Raw genomic sequence first — 16,825 nt, 5'->3', positions numbered from 1 at the left:
TAGTCATATTCCTCTCTATTTTTGTTGCAAATTGTTTATTTAGTGCCACTAAGCCTATCTAATCTTTACTTACTTTTAATATGAGATAAAATACCGTCTTTCCAAGATAAGTTTATATGTTTCCTCTATATAACTATGTATAATAAAAACAAAGAGGTGGTCATTTTGAAATTAATCGCATTAGATATGGATGGTACACTACTATCATCTAATCTTGAAATCTCCAAAGAAAACCTACAAGCAATCCAAACTGCACAAGAAGCCGGTCATATTGTAATGATCTGTTCTGGTCGTGCGAAAGAGGATGCTTTAAAGCTATTGGAAGAATATAAATTATCTCTTCCAGTCGGAGCAAGCAATGGGGCTATTGTTTATGTGGATGGAAAAGTAATTAACTCGCGTTGTATACAAAACGATAAAGTGTACAAACTTGCAAAATTACTAGAATCTGAAGGTTTCCCATATAAGCTATATACAAATAAAGGAGTTTATTCTCCATATACATGGCAAGATCAAGTGATGCAAGCATTCGAAGAAAATAAGCATGCGCTTGATGTTACATTAGAGGAACTTGAACGAATTACAGAAAAACAAAAGAAATCGAACCTAATTACTGATTTCAAAAAAATAGAAGATGTTGTAAATAACCAAGAACTAGAAATATCTAAATTCTTCATTTTAACGTTTAATGCAGCGCATCGCGCACAGCTATTAAGTATATTACAAGAAGATGCTGATATTATGGTTACAGCATCGGCTCCTACTAACTTAGAAATTATGGATAAGAATGGACATAAAGGAAACGGGATACAGCAGATGGCAGCTCATTTTAATATCCCAATTGAAGATACAGTTGCTATTGGTGATAATTTTAATGATGTACCAATGTTAGAAGTAGCAGGCTTATCTGTTGCAATGGGCAACGCTGAAGAAGATGTAAAAAAGCTATGTGATGTTGTAACACTAACAAACAATGAACATGGTGTTGCTCACGCAATCGAGCAATTTGTATTGAAACAAACTTCATCTAGTAGATAAAAAAAAAGGACTCTTTCAATCTCTGAAAGAGTCCTTTTTTATACGTGATGACAAGCAACAAAATGCTCTGCACCAACATTACGGAATTCTGGTACTGTTTTTTTACAAACATCCGTTGCAAATGGGCAACGTGTATGAAAACGACAGCCCGAAGGTGGATTTGCTGGACTTGGAATATCCCCTTCTAGTATAATTCGCTCTCGCTTCACTGTTGGATCTGGTATTGGAACAGCTGATAACAATGCTTTCGTATAAGGATGTAGCGGATTGGTAAATAACTCATCACGCGGTGCTGTCTCCACAATCGTACCTAAATACATAATTCCGATTTTCGTACATAAATGTTCTACTACACTTAAATCATGCGAAATGAATAAATAAGATAATCCCTTTTTCTCCTGTAACTCACTAAATAAATTAATAATTTGTGCTTGGATAGATACATCTAGTGCCGCCACAGGTTCATCAGCTACAATGAATTCTGGATTTAATACCATAGCTCTTGCGATTACGATACGCTGACGTTGTCCACCAGAAAACTCATGGGGATACCGGTCAATATGATAAGGAGCTAATCCACATAACTCCAATACTTCAATTACCTTTTCACGAACATTTTCTTTCGTCGCTAATCCGTGGGCCAACATTGGCTCTCCAAGCGCTTCTCCAATTCTCATTCTCGGATTTAATGAACTAAATGGATCTTGGAAAACGAGCTGCATATTAGGGCGATGTTTTCTTAATTCATCCTTGGATAAAGAATGAACATCTTTCCCTTTAAACTTCACTTCTCCCTCCGTTTTTTGAACGAGGCGTAAAATTGTTTTTCCTATTGTTGTTTTCCCGCTCCCTGATTCACCAACGAGACCAAACACTTCACCTTTATTAATAGTAAAACTTACTCCATCAACTGCTTTTACATGCCCAATTGTTCTACTAAATACGCCACCCTTAATTGGAAAATATGCTTTTAGGTTTTTCACCTCTAATAATGGTTCACTCATTGTTCCGCACGCTCCTCATATAACCAGCAAGCTACTTTATGATTTTCATCATTTACATTTAGATTTGGGGCTTCTTTTTCACATATTTCCATACAATGCTCACAACGCCCACTAAAGTAACAAAACTCACCTAAACCAACTAAATTCGGAACTTGCCCTGGAATAGAATATAGTTTATCTATTCGTTTTCCCATTACTGGTTTTGATTTCAATAATCCTTTCGTATAAGGATGTTTTGGATTTTGGAATATCTCTAGTACTGGGGCTTCTTCAATAACTTTCCCGCCATACATAACGACAACATAATCAGCCATTTCCGCTACGACACCTAAGTCATGTGTAATTAATAAAATCGACGTTTTAAATTCTTCTTTCACTTGTCTTAGTAGATCCAATATTTGAGCCTGAATGGTAACATCAAGAGCTGTTGTTGGTTCATCTGCAATTAATAACTTAGGATTACAACTAAGCGCAACAGCAATCATAATACGTTGTAACATCCCACCGCTCAGTTCATGCGGATAAGAATGGACGATTTCATCAGCGCGGGCTATGCCAACTTTACGAATTAACTCAATTGCCTTCTTATATGCTTCATTTTTACTAAGTAATTCATGCTCTCTTAACGTTTCTACAATTTGCTCCCCTACAGTGAAGACGGGGTTTAGCGATGTCATCGGTTCTTGGAAAATCATTGCAATATCATTGCCTCGTAAACTACGAAGTTCTTTCTCTTTCATTCCTAAAAGACTTTTTCCTTCATATAAAATGTCTCCACCCACTACACTACCAGATTCAGCAATAAGCCCCATAATAGATAAAGCTGTTACACTCTTTCCGCAACCTGATTCTCCTACTACACAAACTGTTTCCCCTTCTCGAACCGCAAAGCTAACATGGTTCACAGCCTTTACTGTCCCCTCGTCAGTTTGAAAATGTGTTTGTAAGTCTTTCAGCTCTACTACCGCTTTACTCATATCTTCTCACCTACCGTCTCATCTTTGGATCTAACGCATCACGAAGTGCATCACCAAGTAAATTAATTGATACAACTGTTATAAAGATTGCAAAACCGGGCGGAATCCATAACCATGGACGCTTTTGGAAATCGATTAATGAGTTAGCTGCGCTAATCATGTTCCCCCATGATGGTGTAGGTGGAACGACTCCAAGACCTAAGTAACTTAGTGCGGATTCTCCCAAAATAGAACCTGCAACACCTAATGTGGATACAACAATTAAAATGGGTAAAACATTAGGTATTAAGTGATATATAATTTTCCGGTAATCTTTTATTCCTAACACATCCGCAGCTTGCATAAATGCTTGCTCCCTAAGTGATAAAATTTGCCCTCTTACAAGGCGTGCAAGCCCTGGCCAACCTACTAGACTTAAAATAATCATAATGACATACAAACGATAATCAGACGGTACTTTCCACTCTGATAAAATCGCACCCATTATAATAAGTAACGGTAATCCTGGCATTGACATTAAAATATCTGCAAGCCGCATAATAATATTGTCCACAATCCCACGATAAAAACCTGCAATCGCTCCTAATAAAGCTCCAAGTATAACCGATAAAACCATTGAAGCTAAACCAATGGTTAATGAAATACGTCCCGCTTGCATAAGCCTTGTTAAAATATCTCTTCCTAATTGATCTGTACCAAGCCAATGAGAAACACTAGGTGGTTTGTTAATGAGCGCAACTTGTATTTTCCCTGATGCATATGGAGAAAAGAACGGACCGATAAAACAAAATAAAAACATAAAAATTAATGCATAAAACCCTACAAGTGCCATCTTATTTTTCTTTATCTTTTTAAAAGCTTGTCGCCATGGTGATGATTCGCTTCTGCTCTTTTTTTCTTTTTTTTCTGTAATTACTGTAACAGTCTCCATTTCTTTCCCCCCTTACTTCAACCGAATTCTTGGATCAACAACTGCATATACGATATCTGCTAAAAAGTTTGAAACGATTGTTAAACAAGAAAGAAACATCGTAAATGCCATCAATACTGTATAGTCACGGAAATTTAATGCTTCTAATTGAATATTACCAATCCCTGGCCAGTTAAAAATTTGTTCAATAATAATTGCCCCAGAAAACAATCCCGGTAATTCAAATGCTAATAACGTAATTGCTGGTAATATTGCATTTTTTAATGCATGCTTATAAATAACCGTCTTCTCCTTCAAACCTTTCGCTCTTGCTGTTCGTATGTAATCTTGTCTTACAACCTCTAACATACTTGTTCTAAAATACCGAGTTAGCGAGCCGACCCCAAGAAGTGTCAAAATAAATACTGGTAAAATCATATGTTTTGCAACTTCTATCACGTAAGCAAATCCTGTTGAATTACTGCCAACATCAATCATTCCACCTATCGGTAATAACTTAAAGTCAACCGCAAACACCTTAATTAAAAACAAGCCGATAAAGAATGAAGGGAATGACATTGCTGCAAAAACACCGATTGTTACAAGTTTATCGAATAAAGAATGTTGTTTCGTCGCCGAGAATACACCGATAATAAGTGCAATTAGCCAAATAAAAAACAATGCAATAATTGCTACACTAAAAGAATTCCAAATAAATTTATTTAATAATGACGTTACAGGCTCTTGATATTGAAGCGAGAAGCCAAAGTCCCCTTGCAATGCATTACCTAACCAATGAAAATAACGCTCAACAATCGGTTTATTCAACCCATATAATTCCCTCAGTTCAGCTGCTCTTTCCGGTGTAATTTTCGGGTTTGAATCAATATAATCCCCAGGAAGAAGTGCGAACAGGACGAAGATAATAATTGATGTACCAAGTAGTGTAGGAATCATTTGTAACAACCTACGAACAATATATGTTTTCACCCTTTTTCTCTCCAATCTTATGCTTAAAATAGAAGAACATTTTTTCAAAGCGGCACATTACTAACCGAATGAAAAAATGTCTTCTACTTATACATTCTTATCGTTATTTTTCAAATGATAATACTGGTAAGTTTGCACTAATACTATTGTACTTTTCGGGATCAATTCCTTTTATATTCCCGTTATAACCAGTAATTGTTCTACGGTAGTTTAATAGAATTACTGGTGGATCATCACTTAATTCTTTATACAATTCTTTATAAATAGGTTTACGCTTTTCGATATCTACAGTTTCAATACCTTTTTGAATTAGCTCATCTACTTTTGCATTCTTATAACCAAGACTAGTTTCATTTGCAGTAGACAAATATTCACCAGCTGTTTCACTCGGGTCACTTGTAATCGGTGTCGAAACAGAAGCTAAATCATAATCTCCTTTGTTTACCTTAGAAAGCATCGTATTAAAGTCCATAAATTCAGGATTAAACTCTACACCTATTTCTTTATAATTCTCTTTCGCAATCGGAATTAATAAATCACTATCTTTAGCCGAACTTGGACCGAAATAAGAAAGTTTTAATTTTTGACCATCTTTTTCACGAATTCCATCCGAACCAACTTTCCACCCTGCTTCATCTAATAATTTTTTCGCTTTTTCTTTATCATATTCGTATTTATTAACTCCTTCTTCCGTATAAGCCCAAGAAGTTGGATGAATTGGTACATTGGCTACTGTACCGTATCCTTTTAACGCTGTATCAACATATTTTTTGCGGTCTAATCCGTAAATAAGTGCTTGGCGAACCTTTTTATCCTTTAAGTAAGGCTTATTATTATTCATATAAATATAACTAAATGACGGCGCTGTTTCGATTTGGATATTTGCGAATTCTAAAGCCTTAGCCTGTTCAAGAACCTCATCACCGGTACCTAAGCCAGTATGGTCAACTTCTCCTGTTTGGAATAACTGAAGCTTCGTATCACCAGAAGTAATTTTATAAATAAAGTTTTGAATTTTTGGTTTACCCGCATAATAATTTTCGTTTGCTACAAAACGAACTTCTTGACCTGGAATATACTTTTCAAATTTATATGGACCCGCAGCTAATGGCTTTCCATATAAATCTTTTAAGTAATCTAAGCTTGTATTTTGCTTATAATCTTTTCCATAATAAGCTTTTGATAGTACTGTACCTCCTAAAACAAATATAGCTTGTGAATTCACTTTTTCAGTTGTAATTTTAATTGTTTGTTGATCAACAACTTGAATACCTTCAATTGAAGTTGCTTTTCCTTCTTTATATTCTTTACCACCTTTAACGGCATATTGAGAGATATCTACTTCACCTTCATATGCCTTATCATGTAAAAGCGTCAATGTGAAAGCTACATCATCCGCCGTTAATGGCGATCCATCACTAAATTTCAAATCTTTACGTAAATGGAATGTATATGTTAACTGATCAGAAGAAACGTCCCACTTCTCAGCTAATTCTGGAATTGGTTTCCCTTGTTTATCGGTTGATACGAGAGATGCAAAAATAACTGAAGTTACGTTTCCATCCCAACCATTTTGTTGAAAGTATGGTAAAAATACGCCGCCTGGCTTACTAATACCAACTACTAACGTATCTTTTCTATTCTTCGCCTTGTCTGGCACTTTCGTTTTATCTGTCGCAGCAATCTTTTCAATTTTCACACTTTTTAAATCCTGCTGTTTAACCGGCTCTGTAGAAGCCGCATCCTCCTGTCCCCCACAAGCAGATAACACAAGCGAACTACTCAGTAATACCGAAAATACACCAGCCCATTTTTTTGTCTTTTTCTTCATTGTTCCCACCCTAACTTTTCTTTTTTTAATAATTAAACCTTATGAACTGCTTGCCTTATGTATGCCTCCCACAGCAACATTTTATAGCCAATCGGAAAAGTCGGTTTTAATCGTAAAAAAATAGATGTTTTTGAGGGGTAACAATCTTATTCCGACTTTTCCGGTAGACTTTATGGTTATTAGCTTATATCTTCAGTTATATTTTGTCAATTCTTTCTAAATAAATATTTCAAGAATTTTTTTAAAATTATTATTCTATCTTTAATTTAGGTAAACTTAATAAAACTCCGTTATAGTCACCTTCTTATAATCCTTGAATTCGTGCATGATGTGTAGACACCATTTTGCCATTATTCAAGAAGATTACAGGCGGGGCTTCGCTTAACTCTTGATATAATTTTTTATAAATTTCCTTTCGCTTTTCAATATCCAACGTTTCTAATGCTTGCTTAGCTAATTCATCTACTTTCTGATTATAATATCCATCATAATTTCGTTTACTTGTTGAAATAAACTCTTCAATCGCTCTCTTTTATTTCTTATAAAAAAATTAAAAATTCACTTCTATTCCTTCAGCATGAAACATAGAATACTAATAACCAATTACCAAAAAGGGGGCGAAAATATGGACAACCTATTCCAATACGTCCTGCACTACGTATTATTAACACTTATGATAGTCGGAGCGCTATTACTATTCCCGTTCTTCCCAAAGTTCGTCCTCTTTTTAGCTTTTTTTATCATGCTCGGGATCGCTATTATAATTTCAACGAGAGAAGATGCCACGCAAAAAGAGAGCAGAGTTCAGCGCGTAAAGCTGTAACTTTGCTCTCTTTTTGTTTTCATTCACTAGTCTCTGTTACACATATTTATCCCGCTATTTGCCGTGCAGTAAGACCCCCACCTCAAAATTCAGCGAAAGCAAAATAAGTTAGGTCAGGGTCGGGGTGCCCGTAAAAGCCCTCACTTTATCTCTCGGGAAATAATTAGCCTTTGTTTTTGTAATTACTCCTATCGAAAAACCACTAATGACATTTATTTTTCACCTTATCATTTTCATATGTTTCACAAACTATGCAAATTGAGGAAAATGGATTTATCTAATTTACTGTTTCACGTGAAACACATCGCTTCATTTAACCTTTAAAGCAAAATATCATTATGAAAAAAGCCACTTCCTCCAGCAAAACTGAAAGGAAGTGGCTTTCTACTCATTACTCCACCATATTCTCTAATTCATTATATAAATCTGCTCGTAACAACTCTTTCTTCGTTTTTTCCTCATACAATTGTTCAAGCATTTCAACATCAACTACTTGTTCCATCTTACACTCAAGTGTATATATATCTTCTTCTACATGTATTAACTCTGTTTCGATCTCTTCAACATTCCTAGATTCTTTCTTTTTTACAGGAGCTGTTTCCACACCTTTTCTTCCTTGGTGCTTCTGCTTTGTTACTTGTTTCTCGAGCTTTTCCTCCCACTTTTGACGAGCCCATGCATAGTTCCCTGCAAACTCAAATAATTTACGCTCATCAATCCAATACGTCTTTTCAAATAACTTATTTAAAAAATAACGATCATGTGAAACAGCTAAAATCGTTCCATTATATTGTTCAAGGGCTTCCTCTAAAACTTCCCTTGATTCAATATCAAGATGGTTTGTCGGCTCATCTAAAATTAGAAAATTGATGTCTTGATACATAAGTTGCGCAAGTCTTAATCTCATTTTTTCTCCACCACTAAGTTGCGTTACTTTCTTAAATACTGCTGGACCATAAAACAAAAACTTAGCTAATATATGTCTTGCTTCTCCCTCTGTTACAGCCACATTCTCTCTGAATGCTTCCAATACATTACTCTTCATATTTTCATATGCATGTTGTGATAAATAACCAATTTTGACACTACTACCAATTCGAATTTCACCAACGTCTGGATTTATTTCTTCTAATAGTAGTTTTAATAATGTAGTCTTCCCTGTACCATTACGACCAACGATAGCAGCACGCTCTTGAAAACGAACATGTAAATTCGCTTGTTCAAATAAAGATCGGCCAGCAAAACCTTTACTCACTTCTTTCATTACAACAACATCTTTTCCGCTTCTCTCTTGCCCTTCAAACTGAAGACCCATCTGTTTTCTTTCTAAAATCGGTCTCTTTAATTTCTCTATACGCTCTAACGCACGTTCCATATTCCTCGCTCTTTTATGCAATCCTTCATTCGGAGGATTCGCTTGATTTGCCCATTCACGTAGGCGCTTAATTGCTTCTTTCATTTTCTTTATTTTCTTTTGCTGCTCTTGATAAGCTTGAAACTCTTGAAGTAATCTTTCTTCCTTCTCCTCAACGAACTGAGAATAATTCGTATGGTACACGTGAATCTCTCCATCTTCCAGATCAAAAATTTTCGTTACAACTTCATCAAGGAAATAGCGATCGTGTGAAATAACCATAACTGTTCCATTATATTCTTTTAAAAATTTCTCTAACCATTCAACTGCAAACAAATCTAAATGATTTGTTGGTTCATCTAATAGAAGTAAATCTGGTTTCTGCAATAGCATATATGCAAGGCTTACTTTCGTCTGTTCTCCTCCACTTAATTCCGTAAATACTCTTGGAAATAAGTCTGTTACTTGTAAGCCATTTGCTACCTTCATTATATTTGCCTCTATTTCATAACCACCGAGAAATGCAAATTTTTCTTGAATTATTCCGTATCTCTCCATTAGCTTTTTCAAAGAAGATTGTTCCTGCTCCTCCGCCATATTTTTTTCTAGAGCATGCATTTCTTTTTCTAATTCCTTTTCTACTTTAAAAGCGGAACTCAATACATCATATACAGTCATGGCCTCATCAAACTTCGGAATTTGTGCGACATGACCAATACGTGTACCTTTCTTCATATGAATGGCTCCTGCATCCAAACTCTCCATTCCCGTTAGAAGCCCAAAGATTGTTGTCTTCCCACTACCGTTACGACCAACTAACACAACACGTTCACCATTCTTTATTTCAAGCGATATATTTTCAAATATGATGTTTCCACCAAAAGATTTCGTTACATTATTTACACTACAAATAGTCATTTTCCGTACTCCTTTCAATATAAAAAACCATGAGAAAGAAACATTCCCCATGGTTTTCGGCATAGAAAAAGGAAGCCAAATAGCTCCCTTTTCACACGTTTATTAAAAATGGGTGAAGAGATTTCTATCGTTCAATAGTCACTATGCAATTGTTAAAAAAGGGCATACGTATCCCGTTAACAACTACATCATGAAAAATCGCACGACAAAAATAGATAAAATCTAAAAATTTGGCACGCGCAGCTAAAGAACGTTTCATCTCATTCACCCCTTTCGTACGGAATTTAATACTTACTTCTTTATTATACTTTCCAATTTCATGTTTGAATAGTCATTTTTCTGAAAATAATGAAGATAGACTAAACATTTCAATAAGTGACATCAAATCTTACAAAACTGTTATGTTCACGTAATGGAAAGCGATAGTACGAAAAGATGCCTCCCTATACAATAAAGATGTAAAACAAGAGTGACAAACACAAGGAGGAAACAAACATGATGAAAGAAATCGTAAAAGCAATCTTTGAGGTATTAGTGAACGGACAAGCAGTTGTAAAAGAACTAAATGAACTATAAAAAGGAGTGAAGAAATATGATGAACATGGTGAAAATGATTTTACACGCTTTAGTCGATGCAAAAGCAGTTAGCCAAGAATTAAACCAACAATAAAAAGGGGTATATGAATATGAAGAAAGCCATTATTATAATTGCAAGCACAGCAATCACTTTATACACAATAAAAAATAGAAAAAAGAAAAACAATGAAAATGTTCTATATTATCCATACACACTATTAGAGAAAAAATAAAAGACAAGGTACCCTATCGTAATGAGGATATCTTGTCTTTTATTTTTTCCATATTGTCTTTAGAGGATTTCCTTCTCCTTTTCCCGAATGTATTAAGCGGGATTTTTACACATATTTTAAAGGGGCATATATACAAATGGATACACAACAACTATATTTTTTAAACGATATCGGTAAACAAAAACCAGAAAGTATTCGGAATAGAAGCGCTGCATGTCCATTTTGCGATAAAGAACATTTAACGGATATTTTAGCAACTGATGGTTCTATTATTTGGTTAAAAAATAAATTTCCTACATTACAAGATACATTTCAAACGGTGCTGATTGAAACGGATAATTGCGAAGATCATATCGCAACATATACAGAAGAACATATGCGAAAATTAATGCAATTTTCTATTCAACATTGGTTACACTTACAGAAGAACGAAGAATTTGCATCTGTAATTTTATACAAAAATCACGGTCCATTTTCAGGTGGAAGTTTGCATCATGCACACATGCAAATTATCGGAATGAAATATGTAGATTATCTTGAAAATATTGAAGAAGAAAATTTTCAAGGGGTAATTGTTCAAAAAAATGAACGCATTGAGCTTAATATTTCAGAGCGTCCCATTATTGGCTTCACTGAATTCAATATAATCATTGATAATATTTCATATATAGATGAAATGGCAAATTACATTCAGCAAACTGTACGTTACATACTGATAGATTTCCATAAAGGATGCAGTAGTTATAACTTATTCTTCTATTACTTAAATGGAAAAATCATTTGTAAAGTTGTACCTAGATTTGTCGTTTCACCATTGTATGTAGGATATAAAATACCGCAAGTTTCTACAAAACTAGAAGAGGTGAAAATACAACTCACGCAGTATTTCACGAAAGAAAAGGATGAAATTATTCATAAAAAAACAGAGTAGGTATAGAAAACCTACTCTTTTACCCCGCATTAACGAGCAGTAAAACTTCCACCTCAAAATCCGGAAAACGCTAGAATTTAGGCGGAAGATTAACTGCTCGTAAAAGCCCGATTGGTGAAGACTAATAATCAGCGGGGGATGAACAGACTCCCCCACTGATTAAAGTTTCACTTTATTACACCTTTATTTCGATAGTACACATCTTCTAGTCCGATGTTATACTTCATGTTATTATCCGTCCACTCTGGCCCTAAATTCCCTGGCCATCCAGATGTATTCGCTATATATTTCAGTAATGCAAAATCAGTCAAACCTTTTTGCACCCCACGCTTATATCCTTTCATTAAATGCGGCATTGCAATTTGCGCATTTGTACGTGGATCTTTCAGCTCATCATCAGTTAAATGTTCTGGTGCAAGCCCGCCGCCGCGGTGTAGTTGAAACAATCCAAATGAAGTTCCATTATCTCCAACACTTCTTGGATTTAATCGACTTTCATGCTCGGCAATTGCAAGAGGTATCCATTCCGGAAGATTTACTTTCTTCGCTTCCTCTATAATGATTTGTTTCATCTGTTTTGCTTCTTCTGAATCAACATAGCTTGTTCCATTCACTAGCTTATCCATTCCTTCAGACTTTCCTTGGAAATATAAATATACTCCAAGAACAACTAAAAATCCTACAAAGAATTTCTTCACTACCTCTACCTCTTTCTCCGCTGAAATTTGTCCCCTTTCAGCCTTCCCTTTACAATTACCTACATTCTATTACTCTTTTATCATAGCAAATAACTATACGTATTATCATCATGCTTTAGACCGATTTTGTGAAAAAACAGCTGGTAAATACGTGCAAAAATGTAACTTTCATAGACTATAACGCATTTATTGTATATAATTGTAAACTGAACTCTATATATAGAATAGGAGCGTACAAAATGAAAAAATGCCTAACACTCTTGTTCAGCATTTTACTACTCATCCCTACCTACACCTCTGCACAAACATCATCAAAACCAAAAGTACTTGTTTTGTATAGTACACAAGACGATAAAGTTTCAAATAATGTCCAAATCCTTAATACTCAATTAGGACATTTTACAAATGATATAACCGTAAAAAACTTAAAAGAAGCAACTTCAATTAATAACGTATCCTCCTATACACATATTGTTTATATCGGTGAAACAAAAGAAGCGTTTTCTGATGAAACGAAACAATTTCTAGAAAACTTCTCCGGCCCTGTATTAGTATTAGGACAAAATGTTGAACAATTATCTAAGCGTTTTTCTTTCATTACATTGAAGAGTGACAATATACGAGTTAATAAAATTGAATATTCAGAAAAGGAGCTAAAAAATACCTTAGAAGAGGAACGATTAATTCAATCATTTGATACGAATGGAACTGTGCTTGCTAACGCTTTAAGCTCAAATAACACTAACCCACTAATCGTTCAGCATGAAATATCTTATTATGTTGCAACACCTAACCTCTTTGACTGGATGTCTCATTACGTCGGTGAAATGTTATTTTCTTATTTCAGCCAAAAACCAACGAAAAATAAAGTTGAAGCTTATTTACGTCTTGAGGATGTTCACCCAGCAGCAGATATAAATCAATTGAAAGAAATTGCTGAATTACTAAAAGAGAAAAAGATGCCTTACATGATTACTGTTATTCCGGTATATAAAGATCCAGATACAGGAAAGATAATACATTTAAAAGATAAACCAGAACTAGTTGATCTTTTACGCTCTATGCAAGATGATGGTGCAGCAATTATTATGCATGGTTATACTCACCAATTTTATGACAGTGAAACAGGTGAGGGCTTTGAATTTTGGGATGTCAAAACAGATCAACCAATTCGCCAACCGAAGCATGAAAAACCGAAGACAAAAGATGACTTTCCAAATATAGAGGCATATAACCAATATGTAAAAAAAGGGGAAGAATTCGAGGAAAAATATACGAAAAATCATATTGAAAAAGGAATTCAAGAACTTGTAGATGCTAAACTATATCCTGTTGCCTTTGAAGCACCTCATTACACGATGTCTCAAAAAGGATATGAAATATTATCAAGGTACTTTTCAACTTATGTAGGACAACTACAGTTAAATGATACAACTTGGAAATCCATGCACTCACCATATTATACAAGTACTCCGTCATTTTTACATGGAATGAAACTATTGCCTGAAACAGTCGGATTTATTGAAGAAGATACGCCACAAACTATTGCTAAAATGAAAGAACGTGCTCTATCTGTTTCTAAATTATCCGATGGGATTATTGGGGTATTTTATCATCCTTACTTAGGTGTGAAACCATTAAAAGAAGTATTAAAGGATCTAGAAAGTATTCCAAATATAGAGTGGATTGATTTACAAAAGGAAAAGAATGAAGTAAAAATGAAAGATATTCATATTACGACAAATAAAGACGGCATTCACGTTGAAAAACCAACCAGTGCGAATGACATAATTGATTATATAAAGCAATATGGCTTCTTCCTTATACTGGGGTTCGTTATCATTGTCTTTCTTTTATTATTAAAACGTGCGAAGAAATTAGAATCCTAATACAAAACCACCAAGCATTCTGCTTGGTGGTTTTTTTAACTTAAACCAAAACGTGGCATGTTATTAATAACCCATTGATTATTTTCATAAATAAATTCAACTTCTACTTTTTCCGTTACATTATCATAGTCATTATACGTTTCTACCTGCGCTTTTATTTTCCCATCCTTTAACTCGGCAGAAATAATTTTTGTAAATTTAGTTGCTGCTTTTGACCCTGGATCTCCAATAGCATAGTGCATTTTTCCATTTAACTCTTTAATATATTTACTCTTCATATACTGTGCTATAAATGATTTTGAAAAGTACGTAGATAGCGTAGTCTCTAAATTATCTTTCTTATTATAAATAGGGTTCACTAATTCCCCGTATGAAAAATCCCCTACTCGTTTTGGGTTTCCTGTTAGTGCAGCCATTTGAACATTAGTCAGTTCCTTCTGTGCATTCCATACTTTCTGTAACATAACGTTATCTGCTAGCTTCTTATCTTTTACTTCATTTGATTTCTTTGTATCCAAATTCATGATAGTTCCATTATCCGTATAGAGATACATATCTCCTGCTACAAAATATAAATAGGATTTAGTTGGTTCAACCGCTTTATTATAAATTACCTTTTCATTTCCACCATTTATTTTCTTCTTATATACTCCATCCTTTTTTAAATAATAAAAAGTATCCCCTTTCACATTCATCTGCAAGGCATCCTTTACCAATAACTTTTCATTATTTTGTTGAACGTCTATTTCATATATGCCATGCTCAGCTTCATTTGTTTCAAAAGGTAACGAAAAGTCGACAACAGCATATAATTTTTCATTATTATACGTAGCACTAGATATTGTTGCATAATTTTCTTTTGACCAAGTTTTATTATCTTTTGTCATTTGTGTTCCACGATTTTTATTCCAATGTAGAATACTATCATCTATCGTTCGAGACCAACCAGAATTTTTAAATGCCGCTTCTTCTTCCTGTCCCGTCTTCAAATTGATTTTTGCGATCCCTACAATATCAAAACCACCATGCTCAGAATATTTTTTCGGATAAAATAAAGTTTGATCTTTTATATAAACATAATTTGTATCCGCTTTTAACGTATCTAACTTTTTATTTGATATATCATACTTCATTAAAGAAGATAATCCCGCATTCTTCTCTTCATCCGTATGAATAAAATATAAAGCTTTGTTTTTTATATTTATGTAAGAAGCATTTACACCTTCCACTACACGTTCCGAAGTCTGAAATTGATCTTTCGTACGATAAATGCCTCCTGTATTTTTATCACCATTTACCGCATAGTAAACCCATCCATTACTCTCTGCCATCTTCCCTTTATTAGAACTGTTTCCAACCGAATTCCCGTTTTTTTCAGTTTCTTTCATCTGTTTTTCAACTACTGGATCAATTTGTTCTTCTTTACTTTCTTGCGTTGCGTTGGGATTTATAGCCTTCTTTTCTGCTTCACAACCAAACGCTGCAACTGAAAGTGCACCGATCATCATTGTAATAGCTATTTTTTTATGTGCTTTCCCCATTTTCTCCCCTACTTCCTTCATCAAATTAAACATATCATAAATTATAGAAAAAATTAGAAAAAATATCCATAATAAAAAGAATAAGAGTACCTCTCCTATCCTTTCAAATAAAGCGAAACCTTAATCAGTCAGGGTCTTAATCCCCGGCAAATAGCGGGGTAAAATCGAATGGTATTTTCATATATTGTTTCTGCAACCTGATCAACAGATATGTTTTTTATAACACTAATTTCCTTTAATACATCTCGAATCATTCTCGGGTGCGTCATAACATCGTCTTGAAATTCCCACGGTCCATCTGTTTCTACCATCACATATTCAAGCGGATAATACGAAACAATTTTTCTAATCTTCTCCTTATGTAAAACATCCGGTGTAATCGAAATATAATAACCATTCTTCATCATCCGTTTCATTGTTTCATCACTTCCTTTAAACCAATGGAAATGTGCACGTGAAACTTTATATTTCTCTAGCAAATCACATACAGTGTCAGCATCTTCATAAACTGCGTGTAATATAATCGGCAAATTATACTTACTAGCTAGTTCTATAAATTTTTTCAATACAGCTATGTATGGATCTACAGCAATGCTTTCATCTTCTTTCCTCAAATAATAGGGCAAACCTACTTCACCAATCGCAACAATTTCCTCTGCGTTCTGTTCAATAAGTTTATAAATCTGTTCACACTCTTCTTTATGAATCTGTTGCTCTGGATGAAACCCTATCGCTGGATATATAAAGGGATACTTCTTAGCTAAAGATAACGTTTCCTTACAAGATTGATAATTCATAGATACAGCAATAAGCCCCTTTATTTCATTACTATTTTCCACCTCTTTCAGTAATCTGTTCTTCTCTTCATCCTTATATTGATCAACATGTATATGACTATCAATCCATTTCATCTTTATGCCCCCATAAAAAAAACAAGAAAGGACTTCCTTTCTTGTTTTATCATCTATATTATTTAACAATTAAGTTTGTTATGATATCAAATAATCCAATACACACTACGGCAACAGTAAAGTAGCTACAGAAATCTTTAATTGGTAACTTCACTACTTCTTCTTTACGCATCCCATTTTTCTCCCTTCTTACTAGATCCC

15 protein-coding genes and 1 pseudogene are annotated in these 16,825 nt (G+C 34.4%); 5 read left to right on the top strand and 11 right to left on the bottom strand.

Going from position 1 to position 16,825, the window contains the following annotated elements; genetic code table 11:
* The first annotated feature begins 165 nt into the window (after positions 1–165).
* Positions 166–1,038, top strand: coding sequence for a Cof-type HAD-IIB family hydrolase (locus ACQGS6_RS12480; protein WP_000766422.1), 873 nt, complete (start codon positions 166–168; stop codon positions 1,036–1,038).
* 38 nt (positions 1,039–1,076) lie between these two features.
* On the opposite strand, the gene ACQGS6_RS12475 is transcribed toward ACQGS6_RS12480, so the two are convergent.
* The 6 genes and pseudogenes from ACQGS6_RS12475 to ACQGS6_RS12450 form a co-directional block, all read right to left on the bottom strand.
* Positions 1,077–2,042 (bottom strand): ABC transporter ATP-binding protein, encoded by a 966-nt coding sequence (locus ACQGS6_RS12475; protein ID WP_001294484.1) that lies wholly within the window; start codon positions 2,040–2,042, stop codon positions 1,077–1,079.
* Positions 2,039–3,019 carry an ABC transporter ATP-binding protein gene (locus ACQGS6_RS12470; RefSeq protein WP_000030767.1) on the bottom strand — a complete coding sequence of 327 codons (981 nt, stop codon included), beginning with the start codon at positions 3,017–3,019 and terminating at the stop codon, positions 2,039–2,041. Before ACQGS6_RS12470 ends, ACQGS6_RS12475 begins: the two co-directional genes overlap by 4 nt.
* Positions 3,020–3,029: 10 nt before the next feature.
* A complete protein-coding gene (opp4C, locus tag ACQGS6_RS12465) occupies positions 3,030–3,950 on the bottom strand; it encodes an oligopeptide ABC transporter permease (protein WP_000451080.1) in 921 nt (306 codons plus the stop codon).
* A gap of 12 nt (positions 3,951–3,962) precedes the next feature.
* Positions 3,963–4,919 (bottom strand): ABC transporter permease, encoded by a 957-nt coding sequence (locus ACQGS6_RS12460; RefSeq protein ID WP_000860748.1) that lies wholly within the window; start codon positions 4,917–4,919, stop codon positions 3,963–3,965.
* 103 nt (positions 4,920–5,022) lie between these two features.
* Positions 5,023–6,750: an ABC transporter substrate-binding protein gene (locus ACQGS6_RS12455; protein WP_000730665.1), complete on the bottom strand. Its 1,728-nt coding sequence runs from the start codon at positions 6,748–6,750 to the stop codon at positions 5,023–5,025.
* A 304-nt stretch (positions 6,751–7,054) separates the two neighbouring features.
* Positions 7,055–7,273, bottom strand: a pseudogene (locus ACQGS6_RS12450) (ABC transporter substrate-binding protein); the annotation flags it as partial.
* Positions 7,274–7,375: 102 nt separating this feature from the next.
* Between ACQGS6_RS12450 and ACQGS6_RS12445 the strand changes: the two are divergent.
* Positions 7,376–7,573 carry a hypothetical protein gene (locus tag ACQGS6_RS12445; RefSeq protein ID WP_000369263.1) on the top strand — a complete coding sequence of 66 codons (198 nt, stop codon included), beginning with the start codon at positions 7,376–7,378 and terminating at the stop codon, positions 7,571–7,573.
* A 391-nt stretch (positions 7,574–7,964) separates the two neighbouring features.
* On the opposite strand, the gene abc-f is transcribed toward ACQGS6_RS12445, so the two are convergent.
* Positions 7,965–9,896, bottom strand: coding sequence for a ribosomal protection-like ABC-F family protein (gene abc-f, locus ACQGS6_RS12440; RefSeq protein ID WP_426965185.1), 1,932 nt, complete (start codon positions 9,894–9,896; stop codon positions 7,965–7,967).
* A 73-nt stretch (positions 9,897–9,969) separates the two neighbouring features.
* Positions 9,970–10,104, bottom strand: coding sequence for an RAxF-45 family protein (locus ACQGS6_RS12435; RefSeq protein WP_000830643.1), 135 nt, complete (start codon positions 10,102–10,104; stop codon positions 9,970–9,972).
* A 421-nt stretch (positions 10,105–10,525) separates the two neighbouring features.
* Between ACQGS6_RS12435 and ACQGS6_RS12430 the strand changes: the two genes are divergently transcribed.
* A complete protein-coding gene (locus ACQGS6_RS12430; protein WP_001998915.1) occupies positions 10,526–10,654 on the top strand; it encodes a hypothetical protein in 129 nt (42 codons plus the stop codon).
* Positions 10,655–10,790: 136 nt separating this feature from the next.
* The gene (locus ACQGS6_RS12425) at positions 10,791–11,585 is read left to right on the top strand and encodes a DUF4931 domain-containing protein (RefSeq protein ID WP_002004289.1); all 795 of its coding nucleotides are present in this window, start codon (positions 10,791–10,793) and stop codon (positions 11,583–11,585) included.
* 167 nt (positions 11,586–11,752) lie between these two features.
* Here ACQGS6_RS12425 and ACQGS6_RS12420 read toward each other — a convergent pair whose 3' ends face one another.
* Positions 11,753–12,283 carry a transglycosylase SLT domain-containing protein gene (locus tag ACQGS6_RS12420; RefSeq protein ID WP_000713248.1) on the bottom strand — a complete coding sequence of 177 codons (531 nt, stop codon included), beginning with the start codon at positions 12,281–12,283 and terminating at the stop codon, positions 11,753–11,755.
* Positions 12,284–12,522: 239 nt separating this feature from the next.
* Here ACQGS6_RS12420 and ACQGS6_RS12415 point away from each other — a divergent pair, with 239 nt between their 5' ends.
* On the top strand, positions 12,523–14,172 hold the full coding sequence (locus tag ACQGS6_RS12415; protein ID WP_426965184.1) for a DUF2334 domain-containing protein: 1,650 nt from the start codon (positions 12,523–12,525) through the stop codon (positions 14,170–14,172).
* Positions 14,173–14,207: 35 nt separating this feature from the next.
* On the opposite strand, the gene ACQGS6_RS12410 is transcribed toward ACQGS6_RS12415, so the two are convergent.
* Together ACQGS6_RS12410 and ACQGS6_RS12405 are read right to left on the bottom strand one after the other, a co-directional pair.
* Positions 14,208–15,713: a DL-endopeptidase inhibitor IseA family protein gene (locus tag ACQGS6_RS12410; protein ID WP_000513543.1), complete on the bottom strand. Its 1,506-nt coding sequence runs from the start codon at positions 15,711–15,713 to the stop codon at positions 14,208–14,210.
* Positions 15,714–15,841: 128 nt separating this feature from the next.
* Positions 15,842–16,624, bottom strand: a complete 783-nt coding sequence (locus ACQGS6_RS12405) for a TatD family hydrolase (protein WP_074625537.1) — start codon at positions 16,622–16,624, stop codon at positions 15,842–15,844.
* Between the last annotated feature and the right edge of the window lie 201 nt (positions 16,625–16,825).

Origin of the sequence: Bacillus sp. GMs2/2, from assembly GCF_050172095.1 — a bacterium.
Taxonomy (GTDB): Bacteria; Bacillota; Bacilli; order Bacillales; family Bacillaceae_G; genus Bacillus_A; species Bacillus_A cereus.
Note: the sequence above shows the minus strand (reverse complement) of the source record. Positions and strands in the feature narration are given on the sequence as shown.